Here is an 18,211-nt window from a genome sequence, read left to right on the forward strand (position 1 = left end):
CCTCCGGGGATACTTTACCCTCTTTAAGCTATCGGCAAGGCCGAAAAAAGGATACTGATGGGGATACTCTGGTACTGGAAGCCTGCGGCAGCATGGTGCTTCGCAGATATAGTTGGGGAATCTTCCATTCCCCAAACCCCTTTGGAACCTCTTACTGATAGAAAGAGCCGCTCTTTACTCCCCACTGCCAAAGCACTTTCCATCAGTAAGAGGTCACCACCCAAAGCAACCACCGGGAGTAGTAAAGTTGTTTTTGTATAGCAAAAACATAAACTTGCTCCATCAGGGCTCCCTGCAACGCACCAATGAGAATAGAGGTTCGGGGAGATGATCTGTTAAGCCCCAAAAAGCGGAAGAAGGGGAAGCTGTCAAGGGAACGTGGAATAAATGGCCAATGCGGGCAGGCTAAGAGCGTTTATGCCGCGAAAGTCCCTTTACTGCTTTCCCTTCGGAGGCTATCTTTGCTGTAACAGATGATCTTCCTACCAGTAAAAGCCAAAAAATCAACGCACCAACGGCCTTGTAAAACCCAAACAAAAAACTAACTTTACGCTAAAGGAACGTTCTTTATAAAGCTGAAAAGTAGCTGCCAGCGAATCCGGCGAACTGTAAAACAGTTGCATAAGGGTGTTAGATTACGGGGCAAGGTTTTATGATCCGGTAATAGGGCGTTTCAATACGATAGATCCGCTTTCTGAGAAGAGCAGACGGTTCTCTACGTATGTTTATGGGAATAATAATCCGATCAGGTTTATTGATCCTGATGGAATGGAGGCAACGGATTGGTATCAATCTAAAGATAAGAAGACCGTAAAATGGTTTGAAGGTAGCGGTGAGCGAGAGGGATATGATCATAAAGGTCAGGCAGCCACAATTGAAAGTTCAGGCAAGAATGATGGTGTAATAAATTTAAACGCTGATGGAACAGCAACTAATGGCCAAACAGGTGAGTTTGCTTCTTATTCAACAAGTGGAGCAACAAGGATAGAAGATAAGTCATTTAGCATATTTAAATCGACTTTGTCAAGTAGTACCTTTGGTGCAGGACAAGCTTTAGATTTGGGGGGTAAATTAAACGAAGGAGTTGGAAATATTGCAGACGTAGGTGCGTGGGCAATAGGAGCGGGATTAAGTGATGGTACTTCAGTAATGAATAGATCTAATGTTTTGGGGACTTTAAAAAGTGTAGGAACTGGAGTTGTTGTGGCTGGTACTTTTATCGAAGCGGGCAAGGCTTTGGTAGGTCATCAGACACCAGGAGAGGCGGCTATAAATATAGGGGCTGGATTTGCTGCCTTTAGAATTGGGGGGCTTCCAGGTATGGTTGTTGGGGCTCTTATACAGTCGACTTTTAATGTCTCAGGCATTGAGAGTAAATATCCAAGAAACCCACTTTATAAGTATCCAGATAATACAAGAGTTGTAATGCCATATATTAAAAGATGATAGAAAAATTATATTATCAGCTTTATAAAGTAGTTAAAACTACAAGAAAAGATGATCAACCGTTTTTTAACGCATATATCGCTCTATGTTTTTTAGAGGGGCTAAATCTTGGATCAATATTTGGGATGGCAAATTATTTTCTTAAATATCGTATTCCAGAAAATACATCTGTAAAGGGATCTCTTATTGTCTTTGGAATAATTATTTTATACAATTATTTCGGTCTGTGGATAAAAAAAGAAGAAATTGTCTCTAAGTATGATCGTTTACCCCATAATAAAAGCAGGGTGCTAATCTGGGCTTTTATCATACTTTCATTTTCTATTTTTTTTATTGTACTTAACTATCTTGTGGAATATCATCCTAGCCAAAACATTAGATAATCTAGATGAAGATTATCGCAATAAATAACAAATTGTCTCCAATTAGTAATGGAATGAAAGAGTTGCAATTCCAGTTCAGGTAGTTCATTTCTTAAGCCACCCGGAGCCTAAGAAAGGGAGGCTGTCAAGGGATCGTGAAATAAACGGCCTTTTTGAGGACAAAGGCTATGAGCCTTTATGCCGCAAAAGTCCTTTACTGCTTTACTTTCGGGGCTATCTCTGCTGTGACAGATGTACTAACGAATCAGCACTGCCTTTCATAGTTTCGCACCTTCAAAGTAGAATCACCAACAAAAAAAGCCAAACAAGTCCAACCAGTAAACTCAAATAAAGCACTAACTTTACGGGAAAGGAAAGTTCTTTATAGCACCGAAAAAGTGCGGCCAGCAAATCTGGCAAACCCAAAAAAAGTTGCATAAGGGAGTATGATTATGGGGCGAGGTTCTATGACCCGGTTATTGGAAGGTGGAATGTGGTGGATCCGCTGGCGGAGAGTTATCAAAACCTTTCTCCATATAATTATGCTGATAATAATCCTGTAAATAATACTGATCCTAATGGAAAGGAGGTTCTTTATGGCCAAGGTATTGGTGGTGGAGACCTGTATACTGGGGCTGATGCTCAGGCTTTATTTGGACAGTTACAATCATCTCAAGGAAATCAAGATGGTAAGCAAAAGAAAAAGTCTGAGACAGCTGAGCAAAAATCACAACGCCTTGCTTCCGAAGAAGCTGCATCGCTAAAATCTATGAATGAAAGCATGTTGAAATTAAACAAGTTCATGCTTGGTTTTATGGAGTTTAAGTTATTTGCAGAAGGTTTCGCTGAGGCTTCACCAGGAAAATTGACGATATCTCCTAGAGCAGGCTTTTCAGTAAACTCAAGTAAATTTGATTATTTCTTTGGGAAAGTTGTAGCTGGAAATCCTAAAAATATTGCTCGTTCTGCTCAGAATTTAAAAGATCTAACAAAAATGGGGATTACAAATGAGAGTCAGTTAACCAATGTTTTTAAACAGGCGTTTAGTAATGGGAAAATCATATCTACTAAGACAACAGAGTACGGAACAACCATTATGAAGAGTGTAAATGTTGGTAATAATGGAAGTGTTGGGGTTGGCTTTTTTTATAAAGGAGGTAATATGAGCGTAACACCATCAGTTTCAACGATTATTCCTAAAACTTGGTAACTATGAATTTATTTAACGAAATCACAAAAATAGAATTTAATGCATTAAATGAGCTTACCCTATTTAAGGAGGCTGATGACAGGGCAAATAATCACTATGCTATAATTTCAGACGGGATGTACGGTTTAAAGTTTTCCTGGAATAGTGAGATAGAACCAGTTATCATTGAAGTCAAACCAAAAGTTTACTCAATTGGAATAGACCAGCATTTTGCTGTGGTAGATTTCAGCTCTAATACAATTTTATTAAACTTAAATCTTTTTTACAACTTTTATGATACAAAGATCTTTAAAGAATGGATTTTTATAATTTCCGAACTTGAAATTCTAAAGGTTAGTAGGTTAGATTTTAACATCATTGAAACATATGAACTGCCAGATTTTTTTAGTGATATTGAATTTAAAGGTGAGGTAGTTGAAATAAGGTGTTCAGGAGGTGAAATTATGCAATTGAAGACCTAATTGTATAAGAAAGAGTATTCATTTTGCCCATGTAAGTGAAAATTAATCAGTAATATTCATCGTACTGCTCTAACTTATGCCGGGCTTTGTCGTTAATGTAATAGGCTGCATAATCACTTATGCAACCTATTGGTTTATTTTGTGATCTACAAGTTGTGTTTTTGGGTGCCCAAAAACCTGCTTGCCTTCGCTTAGGAGCGAAGGAGAAAGGAAACCTTCGCAACTCGGTTTCTGCTGCAGGGGGCTACTTACTGCCTTTAAGGAGTTCGTTCTTTTCCCGTTCGGCTTGCAAGAGGCGTTCATAAAGTTCCATTACCTTGTCCAGCGGGTTAAAGGTACACTGGAAGTTAAACGAACTCTGATCGTTAAAGTAGTTGATAATGGCATCTTCACTAAAGTTCTTGATGGCCTGGGTTGTAACCCCTAAAACCTTTGCGATCTTGCCAAGTGTTTCTTCTTCTATTGTTTCGCTTTGCTCGATCTTGGAAATCGTCTGCTGGCTAATGCCTAGCTCAATAGCGAGGTGATCCTGTTTAATTCCGCTGATCTCTCTGATCCGGCTGATCTTTCTGCCGATATGAATTGTTTCTGCCATACTATTTATGTAAAAGGCCGCTATAAAGCAGCAATGTTGTTGTTGAAAAAATCCTTGAACTTCTTTTTGGTGAGCATGGTATCTATGATCTTAAAGACCACCGTGCGGTCTTCCTCGTCGAGCTGGTTGATCAGGTTGACCTGTTCAAAATTGGGTCCAGAAGATCCTATCGCTGATGTAGTAGCTGGAGGTATTTTTATTGCTGGTGGTAGTTATGCTTTGGGTACATTAATCTACGATCATGTCAATGGCCCTAGTTTATCCTCTGCTGCTAGCTCACCAGATAAAGGGAGTCAGGGAACGAAGAAAACATTAACTTTAGAGGAAAGAGCTGCAAAACTGGACAAGAAGCCTCGTGATGGCCAAGATTTTACTCCTACTGGGAAAAAGGTAGTAAAGGAACAAAATTCTGAAAAGAATGGCGGAAAGATGAAATGCGCGAACTGTGAAATTGAGGTTAAAAATGGTAAAAAACATGAAAGAGGAGTAAAGCCTTCTAGTGATGAGGCTCATGTAGATCATAAGAAACGTAAACGAGAAGGTGGTAGTGGGACGCCGAATAATGGTCAGGTATTATGCCGTGGCTGTAATCTAGATAAACATTAAGATGAACGAAAAAGTGTTATTGGTCTATCAAGACGTCGATGAGTATAAGATTGAGAGTGTTTGGGCTTCAAAATCAGGAGATTATTATAGAATTGAGAACATCCCCTTTTTTGCAAAAAATGTCGCTTTTGGTGATATTGTTTCTGTAGAGGATGAGGATGGAGCTTTATATTTTGATTCATTGATAGAAGCCTCCGGTCATAGTGTAGTTCGTATTATTATGTTTAATGAGAACGATTTTTCAGATGTAACTAAATCAATAGAAGCGATGGGGTGCAGTTGGGAGGGTAGTCATATCAAGACATTAATTTCTGTGGATATTCCTCCGGAAATTTCGTACGATAAAGTCAAAGCTTATTTGGAGAAGGGTAGAGCTGAAGGTCGATTTGACTATCAGGAGGCATGTCTAGGCTTTAAATAGATATAATAGAAGCCCGTGATCGTTTTGATCCGGGCTTTGTTATTTACTGTCCGTAAACTTTTCTGGCATTTGCATTCCTCTCTACATAACCTAGAGAGAGCCTGTTGGTTTTTAATGGTTTTTTGAGTGAGTGGGTTAAGAATTATAAGGGGGCAATCGAGACAATTTTATCTTTTTATGACTAATATTGTTATTATGTTTGTTATATTTGATATATGGAAAGGCTAAGTATTCAACAAAAAAGAGTAGTCGTAGTTTTTTGGAAAAATAACACAGAGAATCCTTTTGAAGTGTTTTCTAATCTAAAGAACTTTTGTTTAAGTTATTCACAGTTTAATTACAACACCATAAGTAATTATTTGAGTAAGGCTAAAGTCGCTTATGAAAATCAGGAAATACGAATAGAGCGTAAAAATATTATTTTAAAGCCTAAGCCTGTTCCTGAACCCCGAATTAGAAAAATAGTACCTGTACTAAGAAGGGTTATGATGAAAGATGCCAATGATGAACAACATGATCTGAAATATTGGTTGGGCCGACCGGTAAAAGAGCGTGCTGCCGCTGTTACTTACATCATTTCTCAATCTTTAACAAAGGGACAAAGAATGGATAAAACTAAGCTGGTAAAGAAAAGAATGTACGCATGACGTTAGCCGAAGATTTTGAAGATTTTGTTAAATTGTTAAACCAATACGATGTTGAGTACATGGTTGTAGGAGGCTATGCACTGGCATTTCATGGTAAGCCTCGCCACACAGGTGACCTCGATATTTGGATCAATGTATCTGAAGAAAATGCAATTCGAATGCTCAAAGTTGTGAATGATTTTGGGTTGCAATCTCTTGGATTCCAAAAGGAGGATTTTTTAACTGAAGGATTAATTAGCCAGATTGGATATCCACCATTACGCATTGATGTGCTGAATATAATTGATGGAGTTAAGTTTAGTGAGGCGATTTTAAATATGGAAAAGATAGAACTCGAGGATGATCTTGTCATCAACTATATCGGCCTTAACGATCTCGTGAAAAATAAACAAGTCTCCGGCCGTAGACAGGACATCACCGATGTTAAGACATTACAAAAGTTAATAAAATCTAAAAAAAGGTAGTTTTCTTTATATTGCCGAATACTGCCGATGAAAATTAAAGACATGTAAATAATAGACTTTATAGTATTATAGCTGTTTGTATCGGTGGTTATTAAAACAAAAGATTAAATCTTCCGCCTTTTTTAGGCTTACCCATTTCCCGGTTGAATGAGCAAGAATTTGTAGACTTGATGTCGCAGAATGCGATAGTAAATCGGAAGCACTCGAAATGCCAATGAACAACAAATTAGACTATTAAAAATTAGTTATAAATGGAAAAGTCATTAAATAATAAATTTGGACTTGTAATTTTGTTTTTGTCATGGATAAGTTTGTGTTTAATTTTTAGATTATTTATACCCGCTTTTAGTGCAGGCTCTAGTTCCAGTTCCGAAGTCCCATTTGTATTGCGGATATATACAATTATTGGTCCAGTTTGTGGGACGTTTCTAATAAGTTTATCCAATATGTTTTTCTTTAAAGAATGGACTAAGAGATTTTGGTATATAAATGGTTTTATAACTTTAGTTACTGGTGGTATAATTGCTTATTATGTTGTGAAAATGATTACTTTATAGTATTGAGGATGTTATCTCGGTATTGAGGAGTATGATTATGGGGCGAGGTTCTATGATCCGGTTATCGGAAGATGGAATGTTGTAGATCTGCTCTCTGAGAAGATGAGATGGCATTCTCCTTATAATTATGCATTTAATAATCCGATTAGGTTTGTCGATCCTGATGGGATGATGCCTTTTACAGATTTGTATAATCTAAGAGGTAATAAAATTGGAACGGATGGAGTTAATAATGGGGTAAACATGATAGTTACAGATAATAGTGAGGCTAGACAAATAGCTAGAACACGTGGCAACATAGATTTGAATAATGTAAGATCTGGAGTTACTTTGCCAAGTACAACGGCTCTAAGAGAAAGTGTTAATGTACTGGATAGGACTGTTGCAAATGGAGGATTAAGAGAAGAAGTCTCAATAGTAATGAATAGTGGTACTGTAGTGCAAGGACAAACTGGTCCAATTCCTACAATAACTAATAATATTCAAACTGCACCAAGTAGTTTGCCTAATTTGCCTACAGGTACAACAGCAGCTGACGTCGAAACCACAATTCATTCACACCCTACAACTGTTCAACAGGTTGGGTCTATGATCTACCCACAATCAGCAAATAATCCCTCAACTGGGCAGGGAACAGACCAAACAACCTTTCAACAGTTTGGTACTAATATAATTGTTGGTCCTTTAGGTTCTATAAATCCAAATAGTGTAACAACAAATCCAAATGGATCACTAAATATTCCGGCAAGGTCCAATGGTGCAGTTATATATGATAGGAATTCTAATCCTAAAGTTGAATTGAAAAGAGATGCAATTATGCGCATAATAAACAATCAATAATATGAAAAATATTTTATTAGTTCTTCTTCTTATCTTTTTAACGACCTGTAGTTATGGACAAAGTAAGAGTGATTTTGATTTTATTATTGTAATTGATGAAGCAATTGTGACTAGCCTGAGTAATCCAAAATTGTTAATCAGAAAAGAAAATGAATTATTATCAGGTATTAATATCTCCTTTAAGCCGGGCAATTTGTCATTAAATACAGCTGACTATAAAATAATAGCAAATAGCAATGATGATTTGTATTTGAAATTTGACTATTATGATTATTCGAAAGGTAAGCAGGAGGTATATAATTATGATATTAAAATTGGGAAAAATTGGTTTGAGAAATCTTATCTAATCTTGAGAATATATAATACTAGTAAAAAGAAGTACAAAAAAAAATTAATCCCTATCAAAGGAACAAATTACGCATATGAAATTGACTATGGCGGGGGGGCGGCAATACAAATTAGAAAACCCTAATCTTTAAAATTCTTAAGAATCATTAAACAATACACAAGTTTTCCTAATATTTGCATCTTTAAAAAGCGTATTAATAATGACCAGTTGATATGGCTGTCGTTATCCGACAAGTTTTCTATCTGTTGTACTTTTTAACGGTCGTTAATTTCTTCGCCGTCGATATAATCCAAAGTCACATCAGATGCTTGGGCTATCTTTGCTGTAACAGATGTACTAACGAATCAGCACTGCCTTTCATAGTTCCGCACCTTCAAAGTAGAATCTCCAAAAAAAAAAAGCCAAACAAGTCCAACCAGTAAACTCAAATAAAGCACTAACTTTACGGGAAAGGAAAGTTCTTTATAGCACTGGAAAAGTGCGGCCAGCAAATTCGGCAAATCCAAAAAAAGTTGCATAAGGGAGTACGATTACGGCGCTAGGTTCTATGACCCGGTTATTGGGAGGTGGAGCACGATTGATCCGCTGGCTGAAATGTATGAGGGCCGTTCACCATATAACTATGGGTTGAATAATCCAATTAGATTTACTGACCCTGATGGAATGGCTGTAGAGGATCAGCAAGAGGATCCTCCTAAAAAGAAAACAATCCAGTTGAAGGAGGTAAATATAACGGCTTCAAGAAGGACGGGTACTGCTAGTATTGCACTCCCTTTAACAAGACCAATTTCTCTTCCAGGATCAAGAATAAGTGCGCCAGCTGCACCAAACCCTTTTACCTTGTTTCTTGCTTTAGTATTTTGGCCGAACAATATGAATGATCCATCAAGTGATCATGTTCCAAATCTATTTTACTTTCAAATAATAAAACTGTAGATGATTTAAAAGCAGATTCAGAACGAATTAAAATAAAGAATCAGAAATCTAATGAATTCTATAAGAGAGAAGGCGGTATAGAACAAGCTGATAAGGATTTTGATTCTCTTGGACCATCCGATGTCAAGTCTTATCCTAATGGAACAAGAGTTGGGAAGTTAGCTGATGGATCGAGTATCAATGTTAGGGAGAAGAGTGATGACGGTAGGCCAACTATAGAAATACAGCATCCAGATAAGACAAAAACAAAATTCAGATATGAATAGTGAAAACATAAAAAAATGGGAACCAGTACATCTTATACCTAATCAACTATATATAGATAGTATAATAGATGATCATTTAGGGTTGACAATTGTTGCTAGAGGAGAGGATAGTGATGATGCCTTATCTATATGGTTTAGATCGGTTTTGTCTTATCAAAGCGTTGATGAAACATGTACGCTAAAAAGATTAGAGGATTTCCCTATCTTAAGTACTCAGTGGCCTTTATTTATTTCAAGTAAATCTAGCTATATAGATTGGATCGTTGAGCAGAGTTATCAAATAGTCGATTTAGAAGAGGTTATTAATTACATAATTACGCATGGAGATGGTATAATTGATGTAATTAGTAATGATCCTCCAGAAATTAAATGGATATAACCGTAAATGGCAGTACCCAGAAAACTGCCTAAAAGCCCGGGTCATTTGATCCGGGCTTTGTTGTTATTTGGCGTTATAAGTTTTCTTCGTTTTGTAATCCCTGATGATCAGGTCCATATAATGAAAGATGTGCTGCTTTTCACTTTCAGGAAGTGTTTCAAGTTCATCAAGCCTTTTGATCATTTCTTTATCATAAGAGGCATTGGGGCCTTGGCCCAGTAAATAATCTACAGAGACCTGGAATGCTTTGGCCCTGTGACCATGCTTTGCGCTCTCATAGTTCTGCACCTTCAAAGTAGAATCTCCAACAAAAAAGCCAAACAAGTCCAACCAGTAAACTCAAATAAAGCAGTAACTTTACGGGAAAGGAAAGTTCTTTATAGCACTGAAAAAGTGCGGCCAGCAAATCCGGCAAACCTAAAAAAAGTTGCATAAAGGAGTACGATTATGGGGCGAGGTTCTATGATCCGGTTATCGGAAGATGGAATGTTGTAGATCCGCTCTCTGAGAAGATGAGATGGCATTCTCCTTATAATTATGCATTTAATAATCCAATTAGATTTGTTGATCCGGATGGAATGGCACCGGAGCAATCTGGTCCAGGGCCTCGCTCTAAAAAAGAGAAAAATTATACAGGAGTAATAACGTTGGGAGGACAATTTGTCGGTGATATTAAAACTCCATTTGGAAAATTAGGTTTTGAAATCAATGCTGCTGGATTTGACCTAATTGGAGTTAGGGATAATAAATTTGTGTTTTTTGAAGGGAAAAAGCAGGCAATAGGAATATCTGGGGTTGTTGCAAGTGCTAAAGCGGAAAGGACATTTAGTGAAAAGACTACAGGTGATGGGCAAGTTGAAAGAACTACAACGACAACTGCTGGTGCTGGAATAGGGAGTAGATCAGTTTCAAAAGAAAAGGTTGAGGTTTCAAATGTTGATTATCTGACTGGAAAAACTACCACAACAGTTACTAGTGAGAAAATGGTGCAAAAAGAGAGCTGGGGAATAAACATTGCTGCTATAATTGGACTTGAAATTTCTAGGGATGTTATTTTAAAAGGACCAGATTTAAAGAAGAAATAAAATATGAATTATTTATTAAAAATTAAGCATTGGCAGTTGCTGGCAATAATGCTTTTACCAACAATGTTTTTAGACTCATTTGCTTCTGAAGATATGAGTATCTGGAGCTTAATCGGCTCGATCTGGTTACTTATTGTTTATCTGCTATGGCTTTATTCAGTTGGAAATGTTGAATACGAAGGAAAGCGGAATGTAACAACATTTCAAGCTTGTTTCTTATATTCAATTATTTACTGTGTTTTTATATTGTATGCATATAATATAGACAGAACTGATTTTCCGTATTGGCATATTCCAATACATTTACTAGCATTGATTGCATCTTTCTATATTTTGTATTTTGCCACAAATACTTTTGTCTCTTTTAGAAAATTAAGAGGTGAGAAGGAAATGGATTTTTTTTCAACCTTTATTGCTTTCTGGTTTTTTCCTATTGGTGTTTTTTTATATAGCCAAAATTAAATGAAGCTATTAATGCTAAGAATAGAGTAAGAAAAGTTTAGGTAAACTGAGAAGAGGGGGCTTGTCCTTGTTTCTATTCTAAATTATATAAAAGCCCGCGATCGTTTTTATCCGGGCTTTGTTGTGTTTACTGTCCGTAAGCTTTTCTGGCTTTAGCGTCCCTTAGAAAGGTATCTATGATGTTAAATAGAATGGCCCTGGTATCCTGGTCTAAGACCTGTATATCTTCTAATCGCTTAAGTGTGTCTTTGTCATAAGCAGCATGCTTACGGGAAAGGAAAGTTCTTTAAAGCACTGAAAAAGTACAGCCAATAAGTCCGGCAAACCTAAAAAAAGTTGCGTAAGGGAGTACGATTATGAGACTCTTTTCTATAATCAGGAGAGTTCAAGGAGGAATTTAGTGATCCTCTGGCAGAAAATATTTCTCTAAAAATCATTATAATTATGTGGATAATAATCATAACTGTAAGATTGAATAAACGATTATATATCTCTTTAAACTATCGTCGCATACATAGGCTCATAGCCTACCGGACTATTCAGTTTAAGATGTAAAAACGCATTGGGGCAGAACGTGTCAGAAGGATTTATTACTAACAGTTTATCGATTTTATTCCATGCGTTTTTTATTTATATAAATGTACGACAGTTTATTTTGTATTCTCTAATAGGACATTTCGATACAATAAATCCACCAGCAGATAAGAATAAATAAATCAATTAATCAAATCTCACATTTCATGTAAATACATAAATTGTTTCTTATGTTTGTGTTTTTGTTATTTCAATGAAAAAAGCACATCTAGTATCTAAATGATTTATCCAGAAAAAACTACTTTCTTTTAATCTAGTGTATGCAATAGTTAAGCATTTTGATTACATCGAATTACATTATTTGCTGGTCACCTCTGATACGGGGGCTATCATATTTAATTTTTTAACCATCTAAATATCTGGAATGTTGTCGCCTGTTATGGTCATCAAAGACTATAACAGGGTTATTACAATTCACTCTGGTATATATTCTGAATTCTTTAATAAAAATGAAAAAAATAATTGTTCTACTTTCTTTTATGGCTGCAGTAAAATGTTTTGGTCAGACAACCCAAACGTCGTTGATTAGTTTTAAAACCCCTGAAGTTAACGCTTTTAACAGACTAATTGAAGTCCCCATCTCCCAATATACTGGCGTGCCAAATATTAGTATTCCATTATATGAAATCAATATAAAAGGAGTAAATATTCCAATAAAATTGGACTATCATGCTGGAGGGATCAGGGTTGATCAGGATGCAACCTGGGTAGGACTTGGCTGGAACTTAAGTTATGGTGGTGAAATATCAAGGAAGGTAAGAGGTATTCCTGATGAGTATTATTATCTTGAAGCTGGAACAAAACCGGGTTTTGGAGTCGATTATTTTATGAAATTGCCGAACATTGGTCCAGTAGGGAACGCTGAGAATCAAGATATGAGACAGGAAACTATCAAGATGGCTAAGTTTGGTAATACTGATTTTATGCCAGATGAGTTTTACTATTCTGTTTTAGGTAATTCGGGTAGGTTTATGTTTAATCAACTGGAAAACAAGTTTATTTTATTTCCTAAAGATGATATCTTGATTACGAAATATGCAGGATCTGCCCGCAAACTTGATTCTTGGAATTTAAAATTACCTGATGGGATCTCTGTTGACTTTGGTAAAGAGGGGTATACTGGGCAAGAAGGCAGAGTTATGGCTTCACCGGCAACTATAGTCAACAGCTGGCGAATTAAAAGTGTCAGAAATAATTATAATGATAGTATTACTTATAGTTACGATAACTTCAGCTACAGAATGGATAAGATTTCTGGACAGGAATATAAAATTCATAGCGTATACCCTAGTACAAATGAAACATTCACTTCAAATACTTTATATAGTGATAGCAGATTAAAAACCATTACTTTTCCTGGTGGAAAAATGGAATTTGTTTTAGGCGAAAGTAAAAGAGAAGATATGCCTGGTTCATATCTTAGTGAAATTAATATATATAATCTTCAAAATATACTAGTAAAAAATATCAGGTTTAACTATGATTACTTCAATGGTGATTCCTATGAAATACTATCGATGGTCAATCCGTTAATTTCAAATACAGTTTCTGATGGGTATAAGAACAAGAGACTTAAGCTTAATAGTATCAGTATAAAATCTGGCGTTGATAAACCAGTTAATTATGTCTTCGATTATTATACTCAGGACAAAATGCCTTCTAAATATTCATTTTCGCAAGATCATTGGGGGTTTTATAATGGAATACCTAACATGCTCAGGTCAGGATTTATACCTAATCTGGATGCTCGTTTTCAAGGTGGAGATCGCAGTGTAAAGCCAGATTATAGTAATGTCTTTACTTTAAAAAGTATTGTTTATCCAGAGGGGGGAAAATCAGAATTTATTTACGAAAATAATACAGCAGGGATCCAGGATATACCTTCATATTTACTTCAGACCTATCAGGATGATAATTTTACTGAAAAGATTGCGGGCGTTTCTGTGAGTAGTTATAGTAGAAATACGCATCAGACTACTCCCACTAAAATAGAAGATCGTACAAGATTTTTTACTAAACGTTTCACTATAGCCAACGGAGCATACCCAGTTCTTAATAACACTGGATGGAGTGTCTTTACCAATTTTGGCATATCTGAACTTGAAAATAACACTGGTTATAATGAAGATAATGTGTATTTTTCTTTAGAAAGAGTTAATTCTGACGGAACAAAAACTTTAATTAAATCATTTAATACTACACCAAAAAATTTTAGTAGAGGAATGAAAAGAAATGGCGTAGATACTGCACAATTGATAATGTCTCCCGGAACATTTGAATTGACAGCCATAGTAAGATATTTGAATGCAGTTAACTCACCTGCGGATATGCAGCCCTATAATTTATATTTTGCAGTTAAATGGCGAGAGTTAGATCCATTAAAAAACATGATTAATGTTGGTGGATTGCGTATTAAGGATATTAATTATTATGATTCTGATAATACTCGGATAAAAAAGAAAAGTTATAAATACATAAATCCGAATCTCGATTCTGCATTGCCAGAACGTACTTCAGGTCGCCTTTCCTCTTTTCCTCAGTATATTCAGTTTAAAATGAATGTTGTAGATAAGCCGCGAAATATTTATGATTGGATAGCCAGTATTGGGTCTAATTCGGTTTTACCATTGGAAACAACTTCGGGATCATATGCTGGTTACGAATATGTGGACGAGTATGATGTTGATTTTCTTCATCCTAAAAATGACTTAAAGACTTCATATCATTTTTCATATGTTCAACCTTATTTTAGTGAATTCTATGCTTTCAGAGCAAATGGAATTTCAGATTCAAAGGAATGGGCGAGAGGGAAGCTTTTATATAAAAATGTATATAATAAAAATGCTATAGTCAAAAGTGAAGTGTTTGGTTATAATTACTGGTCACCACATTTAAGCAACGATACGAAAGAGGATTATGTGGAGGAAATTAATACTGATTTGATTAGTTTTCAGCAGGTTAAAGCGTCTTGTATGTGTAATTCTGAAATGCCTTTTCCAGATGATTTTTACGACGTGAATTTAGAAACAAATGTGAATTGTGTGATCTTTCATTATGGTGCTTTTGATAATCATGTTATGTCAGAAGCTCATAAACCTGATCCAAACGGCTCAATTCCCGGCTTGACATGTGATTACTATACAAGAGTTCCCTATTTCAGACATACCACAGCGTTTGATAAAATGAAGTCAAAAACGATTACGAGTTATGATTTAAATGGTGAAAATCCTATCGTACAGATCGAAAATTACAATTACGAAAGTACCCCAGTTCATTATCAATTAACTAAAACTACAAGTGATGGAAGTGCAGGCTCAACTATCAGTTTGGTTAATAAATATCCTCTTGATTTAAGTCTGAATGGCGCTGCTGAAACAGGAAGACTCAAATTAATCAATAACCATCAGATAAATGCTTTACTGTCTCAATCGAAGATGAAAAATGATCGCACAGATATCATTAAAACAGATTATAAGGTAGATGCTGTCACGGATCTGGTTGTTCCCGCTTTGACAAAGACTAATACATTTAATAATGCAGATGAAATACGGGATGTGTATTATAGGTATGATAACAAGGGGAATGTGCTCTCAATGGGTAAGGAAAGTGGATTGATTATAAATTATATCTGGAGCTATAATGGACAATATCCAATTGCCGAAATTAAAAATGCTGATTACTCAATAATAGAATCTACATTGGGGAAAAGTAGTCTGGAAACTTTTAGTAAATCGACTCCTGATAAAGCTGCTGTAGATGGTTTTCTTGAGAAATTAAAAGCGGCATTACCAAATGCACAGATTACAAGTTACGTTTATAATCCATTGGTAGGTTTGGTAAGTCAAACTGATGCAAAAGGGCTGACTACTTATTTTGAATATGATAATTTACAACGGTTAAAACATATTAAGGATCAGTTCGGGAATATTATTAAAAGATATGATTACCACTATAAAACGCAATAGGGGCAGTCTGAAATCATAAAAAGAGGTGATCGGTTTTTAAAATTGATCACCTCTTTCAGTTTTAAGATATTTCCAATACGCTATTAGTTATAGTTAACGGTAATACTGAAAGGAGGAGTGGCGGTCAATGTATTTGCTGTTGCTGATAATATGCCCAATATAGAAATTCTCATACCTGAGGGAGTTAAAATAGTAGAATGTTCATTTAAGCAGGAGACTTATGTAAAACTGGAGATGAATTGTTTACTCTGGCTGCATCGTTAAGAGTAAGGGGCGCTGTACAGGAAGAAAACCATTGTTTGTATAACAAAAGATTGAAGGTCTGCCTCTGTATTTTAATCCATATTATTAGAGTAATAACAATCAAATGTATTAAAAATGGAATATATATTCCATTTTTAATACATTTGTAATCTCAATTGAGAATGTCCTATGAATAAAAGAGAACAAATCTTAAATGCCACACTGAAATTAATCGTTCAAAAAGGTATTGAATCAACCCCCATGTCAGAAATAGCTAAAGCAGCAGACACAGGGATGGGGGCTATCTATAATTACTTTCCGAATAAAGAAGCTCTGATCAATGAGTTATACTTTCACTTGAAGACAAAAGAGTCTTCCATAATTGCTGAAGGATATGATAAAAGCCTTTCGATTAAACAACGGTTTGTCTATTTATGGAAGAAAATGATGACTTATTTCCTTTCTGAGCCTTTAGATTTCATGTTTTTGGAACAATTCTATTATTCCCCTGCAATTGATCCAAAAGCCAAGCATCATGGAAGTTTATACCTCAAAGACCTGGATGAGGTTTATCTCGATGGTCAAAAACAGCAACTAATGAAAGATGGGGATATTAAAGAGTGGATAGGCTTTACAAGTGGATCTCTCGTGTCCCTGGTCAAACTGCATCATAGTAATTATATCGCGCTCAGGGAAGAGACCATTGATAATTATATCCAGGCAGCCTGGGACGCGGTAAAAAACTAAATCTATTAAAAAAGGAATGTTTATTCCATATTAAAGTATTTAATGAAGAACAAAATAGCTTATATCGGTTGCCTTAGCCTGATCGGTATGATTACAACAGAGTTTGGTGTAATTGGAATACTTCCTCAGGTCGCTGATTATTATCAGATCAGTATTGATAAAGCAGGTATGTTATTAAGTGCCTATGCAATGGTTGTTGCACTGGCAGGCCCTTTTATGACAATGTTTGCATCTGGTTATAACCGGAAATATCTGATGGCCCTGACCATGTCTATATTCCTGTTTACCGGGGTTATATCATCATTAGCGCCTCCATTCTGGCTGTTAATGCTCGTCAGGGTTTTACCAGCCTTTCTTCATCCTGTACTGGTTTCAACCGCTGTTGCGGCGGCAACCACCCATGCAGATCGGAAAGATGCACATCAAATGATGGCTATTGTGATAGGAGGGATCGGAATTGCGACGATTACTACAGTGCCATTTGCAACTTATATTGCCGGATTTTTTAATAACTGGCAATCCTCCTTTATGGTACAGACTGTGATTAGTTTAACCGTTCTTATCGCAATTATAACAATGCTTCCATCGATGCCGGTCGCGCAGAAAAAATCATATAGTTCACAGCTCCGGATCTTGAAAAAGCCTGTTTTTATTGCCAGTTCTCTATTTGCATTTTTAATGATCGGGTCAATTTTTAGTACCTATAGCTATTTTGCTGATTATTTAAGCAAGGTTAATGGAATGGATGAGCAGACAATCAGCCTGATGCTTTTACTATTCGGAGTAACAGGTGTCCTGGGGAATTATATTGCAGGTAAATTATTAACAAAAAATATTACCCGGATAACCGCAATTTTTCTGATCGCATTAATAGTGATTACTGTACCTATCTATTTTTCAGGGCCTATGTCTGTAGCTACAGTACTCATCATAGCAGTGTGGGGATTCATACAAACCCCATGTTTTCTGACCTCTCAGGCATACATGATAGAGACTGCACCAGAAGCACCTGAATTTGCAAATAGCATATCAATTTCTTTTGGGAACCTCGGTATTTCAATTGGAACGGCTATCGGCGGATTCTCCATTGCTGCCCATGGAATACACAGCACACCCTGGGTCATGTTTGCTTTTGGCGCGGCAGCATTATTAATGATGTTGATTAAAAGAATGCTGGAGTCTCCTAAGCTAAAAAATAAAGAAATAACCCAGGTCTTATAGCCTGATAAAATGGAGGTAATGAAAGATAATCGGCGGGCTAATACACGGTAGTATTTTGAAAAAAAGTAACTATAGTAAATTAATAATTATATATTTGCAGCCTTGAAAAGATTTAAAGTTACCTGTAATAAAGAGGAGAAATTTTCTTGTTAATGGCACTGAATTCTTCTCAGGAAAAATGGTCAATTGGAACAAAAGGCTCGTCTTTTTGACTAAGGCTGATTTATAACTTAAACCTTTTCTTGTTTGTTCAGTGCTTTTGCTGAGGATATAGTCGGGGATTAATGTGATTTAAATTAACAAAAATAAATAAATTGTTTTCAGTGGTTAAATCTCTTTTTTTTAGAAGCTCATA

At 36.0% G+C, this 18,211-nt stretch carries 20 protein-coding genes and 1 pseudogene; 18 read left to right on the forward strand and 3 right to left on the reverse strand.

The annotated features are described in order from the left end of the window. Positions 1-23: 23 nt before the first annotated feature. A complete protein-coding gene (locus HDE70_RS25745) occupies positions 24-203 on the reverse strand; it encodes a hypothetical protein (RefSeq protein WP_183892247.1) in 180 nt (59 codons plus the stop codon). A 424-nt stretch (positions 204-627) separates the two neighbouring features. Here HDE70_RS25745 and HDE70_RS25750 point away from each other — a divergent pair, with 424 nt between their 5' ends. The 4 genes from HDE70_RS25750 to HDE70_RS25765 all read left to right on the forward strand — a co-directional run bounded on the left by HDE70_RS25750 (position 628) and on the right by HDE70_RS25765 (position 3,479). Continuing rightward, complete coding sequence (locus HDE70_RS25750) at positions 628-1,446, forward strand: RHS repeat-associated core domain-containing protein (protein ID WP_317617439.1); 819 nt, start codon at positions 628-630, stop codon at positions 1,444-1,446. Then, positions 1,443-1,829: a hypothetical protein gene (locus tag HDE70_RS25755; RefSeq protein ID WP_183892248.1), complete on the forward strand. Its 387-nt coding sequence runs from the start codon at positions 1,443-1,445 to the stop codon at positions 1,827-1,829. The genes HDE70_RS25750 and HDE70_RS25755 overlap by 4 nt, the downstream gene beginning before the upstream one ends. Before the next feature lie 415 nt (positions 1,830-2,244). Continuing rightward, entirely contained in the window at positions 2,245-3,018 is a 774-nt protein-coding gene (locus HDE70_RS25760) for an RHS repeat-associated core domain-containing protein (protein ID WP_183892292.1), read from the forward strand. A 2-nt stretch (positions 3,019-3,020) separates the two neighbouring features. Beyond that, positions 3,021-3,479 (forward strand): hypothetical protein, encoded by a 459-nt coding sequence (locus HDE70_RS25765; protein WP_183892249.1) that lies wholly within the window; start codon positions 3,021-3,023, stop codon positions 3,477-3,479. Positions 3,480-3,723: 244 nt separating this feature from the next. Here the strand turns inward: HDE70_RS25765 and HDE70_RS25770 are convergent, their stop codons facing one another. Further along, positions 3,724-4,074, reverse strand: a complete 351-nt coding sequence (locus HDE70_RS25770; protein ID WP_183892250.1) for a helix-turn-helix domain-containing protein — start codon at positions 4,072-4,074, stop codon at positions 3,724-3,726. 150 nt (positions 4,075-4,224) lie between these two features. Between HDE70_RS25770 and HDE70_RS25775 the strand changes: the two genes are divergently transcribed. From HDE70_RS25775 to HDE70_RS25815, 9 genes and pseudogenes are all read left to right on the forward strand, one after another. Continuing rightward, positions 4,225-4,680, forward strand: coding sequence for an HNH endonuclease (locus HDE70_RS25775; RefSeq protein ID WP_183892251.1), 456 nt, complete (start codon positions 4,225-4,227; stop codon positions 4,678-4,680). 1 nt (position 4,681) lies between these two features. Beyond that, positions 4,682-5,101 carry a DUF4265 domain-containing protein gene (locus tag HDE70_RS25780; protein WP_183892252.1) on the forward strand — a complete coding sequence of 140 codons (420 nt, stop codon included), beginning with the start codon at positions 4,682-4,684 and terminating at the stop codon, positions 5,099-5,101. 215 nt (positions 5,102-5,316) lie between these two features. Further along, the gene (locus HDE70_RS25785) at positions 5,317-5,748 is read left to right on the forward strand and encodes a hypothetical protein (RefSeq protein ID WP_183892253.1); all 432 of its coding nucleotides are present in this window, start codon (positions 5,317-5,319) and stop codon (positions 5,746-5,748) included. Further along, positions 5,745-6,212, forward strand: a complete 468-nt coding sequence (locus tag HDE70_RS25790) for a nucleotidyltransferase (RefSeq protein ID WP_183892254.1) — start codon at positions 5,745-5,747, stop codon at positions 6,210-6,212. The genes HDE70_RS25785 and HDE70_RS25790 overlap by 4 nt, the downstream gene beginning before the upstream one ends. A gap of 251 nt (positions 6,213-6,463) precedes the next feature. After that, positions 6,464-6,769, forward strand: coding sequence for a hypothetical protein (locus HDE70_RS25795; RefSeq protein ID WP_183892255.1), 306 nt, complete (start codon positions 6,464-6,466; stop codon positions 6,767-6,769). Between the two features lie 27 nt (positions 6,770-6,796). Beyond that, positions 6,797-6,946, forward strand: a pseudogene (locus tag HDE70_RS27530) (RHS repeat domain-containing protein); the annotation flags it as partial. Positions 6,947-7,610: 664 nt separating this feature from the next. After that, a complete protein-coding gene (locus HDE70_RS25805) occupies positions 7,611-8,081 on the forward strand; it encodes a hypothetical protein (protein ID WP_183892256.1) in 471 nt (156 codons plus the stop codon). 393 nt (positions 8,082-8,474) lie between these two features. Then, positions 8,475-8,894, forward strand: a complete 420-nt coding sequence (locus HDE70_RS25810; RefSeq protein ID WP_183892294.1) for an RHS repeat domain-containing protein — start codon at positions 8,475-8,477, stop codon at positions 8,892-8,894. A 258-nt stretch (positions 8,895-9,152) separates the two neighbouring features. Then, the gene (locus tag HDE70_RS25815; protein WP_183892257.1) at positions 9,153-9,539 is read left to right on the forward strand and encodes a hypothetical protein; all 387 of its coding nucleotides are present in this window, start codon (positions 9,153-9,155) and stop codon (positions 9,537-9,539) included. Between the two features lie 63 nt (positions 9,540-9,602). Here the strand turns inward: HDE70_RS25815 and HDE70_RS25820 are convergent, their stop codons facing one another. Further along, positions 9,603-9,863 carry a hypothetical protein gene (locus HDE70_RS25820; RefSeq protein WP_183892258.1) on the reverse strand — a complete coding sequence of 87 codons (261 nt, stop codon included), beginning with the start codon at positions 9,861-9,863 and terminating at the stop codon, positions 9,603-9,605. Positions 9,864-9,970: 107 nt separating this feature from the next. Between HDE70_RS25820 and HDE70_RS27375 the strand changes: the two genes are divergently transcribed. The 5 genes from HDE70_RS27375 to HDE70_RS25845 all read left to right on the forward strand — a co-directional run bounded on the left by HDE70_RS27375 (position 9,971) and on the right by HDE70_RS25845 (position 17,856). Then, a complete protein-coding gene (locus tag HDE70_RS27375; RefSeq protein ID WP_317617440.1) occupies positions 9,971-10,624 on the forward strand; it encodes an RHS repeat-associated core domain-containing protein in 654 nt (217 codons plus the stop codon). A gap of 3 nt (positions 10,625-10,627) precedes the next feature. Further along, the gene (locus HDE70_RS25830) at positions 10,628-11,086 is read left to right on the forward strand and encodes a hypothetical protein (protein WP_183892259.1); all 459 of its coding nucleotides are present in this window, start codon (positions 10,628-10,630) and stop codon (positions 11,084-11,086) included. A 1,043-nt stretch (positions 11,087-12,129) separates the two neighbouring features. Beyond that, on the forward strand, positions 12,130-15,645 hold the full coding sequence (locus tag HDE70_RS25835; protein ID WP_183892260.1) for a hypothetical protein: 3,516 nt from the start codon (positions 12,130-12,132) through the stop codon (positions 15,643-15,645). A 432-nt stretch (positions 15,646-16,077) separates the two neighbouring features. Further along, positions 16,078-16,635, forward strand: a complete 558-nt coding sequence (locus HDE70_RS25840; protein ID WP_183868753.1) for a TetR/AcrR family transcriptional regulator — start codon at positions 16,078-16,080, stop codon at positions 16,633-16,635. 42 nt (positions 16,636-16,677) lie between these two features. Beyond that, positions 16,678-17,856 (forward strand): MFS transporter, encoded by a 1,179-nt coding sequence (locus HDE70_RS25845; RefSeq protein WP_183892261.1) that lies wholly within the window; start codon positions 16,678-16,680, stop codon positions 17,854-17,856. Positions 17,857-18,211: the final 355 nt, after the last annotated feature.

The sequence above is a fragment of the Pedobacter cryoconitis genome (assembly GCF_014200595.1).
GTDB classification, from domain to species: domain Bacteria; phylum Bacteroidota; class Bacteroidia; order Sphingobacteriales; family Sphingobacteriaceae; genus Pedobacter; species Pedobacter cryoconitis_C.

Excerpts from the sequence above, each read along its gene's own strand:
- HDE70_RS25840 (WP_183868753.1), top strand. The coding sequence starts at position 16,078 with ATGAATAAAAGAGAACAAATCTTAAATGCCACACTGAAATTAATCGTT.
- HDE70_RS25835 (WP_183892260.1), top strand. The coding sequence starts at position 12,130 with ATGAAAAAAATAATTGTTCTACTTTCTTTTATGGCTGCAGTAAAATGT.
- HDE70_RS25755 (WP_183892248.1), top strand. The coding sequence starts at position 1,443 with ATGATAGAAAAATTATATTATCAGCTTTATAAAGTAGTTAAAACTACA.
- HDE70_RS25745 (WP_183892247.1), bottom strand. The coding sequence starts at position 203 with ATGGAAAGTGCTTTGGCAGTGGGGAGTAAAGAGCGGCTCTTTCTATCA.
- HDE70_RS25845 (WP_183892261.1), top strand. The coding sequence starts at position 16,678 with ATGAAGAACAAAATAGCTTATATCGGTTGCCTTAGCCTGATCGGTATG.
- HDE70_RS25795 (WP_183892255.1), top strand. The coding sequence starts at position 6,464 with ATGGAAAAGTCATTAAATAATAAATTTGGACTTGTAATTTTGTTTTTG.
- HDE70_RS25805 (WP_183892256.1), top strand. The coding sequence starts at position 7,611 with ATGAAAAATATTTTATTAGTTCTTCTTCTTATCTTTTTAACGACCTGT.
- HDE70_RS25780 (WP_183892252.1), top strand. The coding sequence starts at position 4,682 with ATGAACGAAAAAGTGTTATTGGTCTATCAAGACGTCGATGAGTATAAG.
- HDE70_RS25765 (WP_183892249.1), top strand. The coding sequence starts at position 3,021 with ATGAATTTATTTAACGAAATCACAAAAATAGAATTTAATGCATTAAAT.
- HDE70_RS25785 (WP_183892253.1), top strand. The coding sequence starts at position 5,317 with ATGGAAAGGCTAAGTATTCAACAAAAAAGAGTAGTCGTAGTTTTTTGG.
- HDE70_RS25790 (WP_183892254.1), top strand. The coding sequence starts at position 5,745 with ATGACGTTAGCCGAAGATTTTGAAGATTTTGTTAAATTGTTAAACCAA.
- HDE70_RS25815 (WP_183892257.1), top strand. The coding sequence starts at position 9,153 with ATGAATAGTGAAAACATAAAAAAATGGGAACCAGTACATCTTATACCT.
- HDE70_RS25830 (WP_183892259.1), top strand. The coding sequence starts at position 10,628 with ATGAATTATTTATTAAAAATTAAGCATTGGCAGTTGCTGGCAATAATG.
- HDE70_RS25770 (WP_183892250.1), bottom strand. The coding sequence starts at position 4,074 with ATGGCAGAAACAATTCATATCGGCAGAAAGATCAGCCGGATCAGAGAG.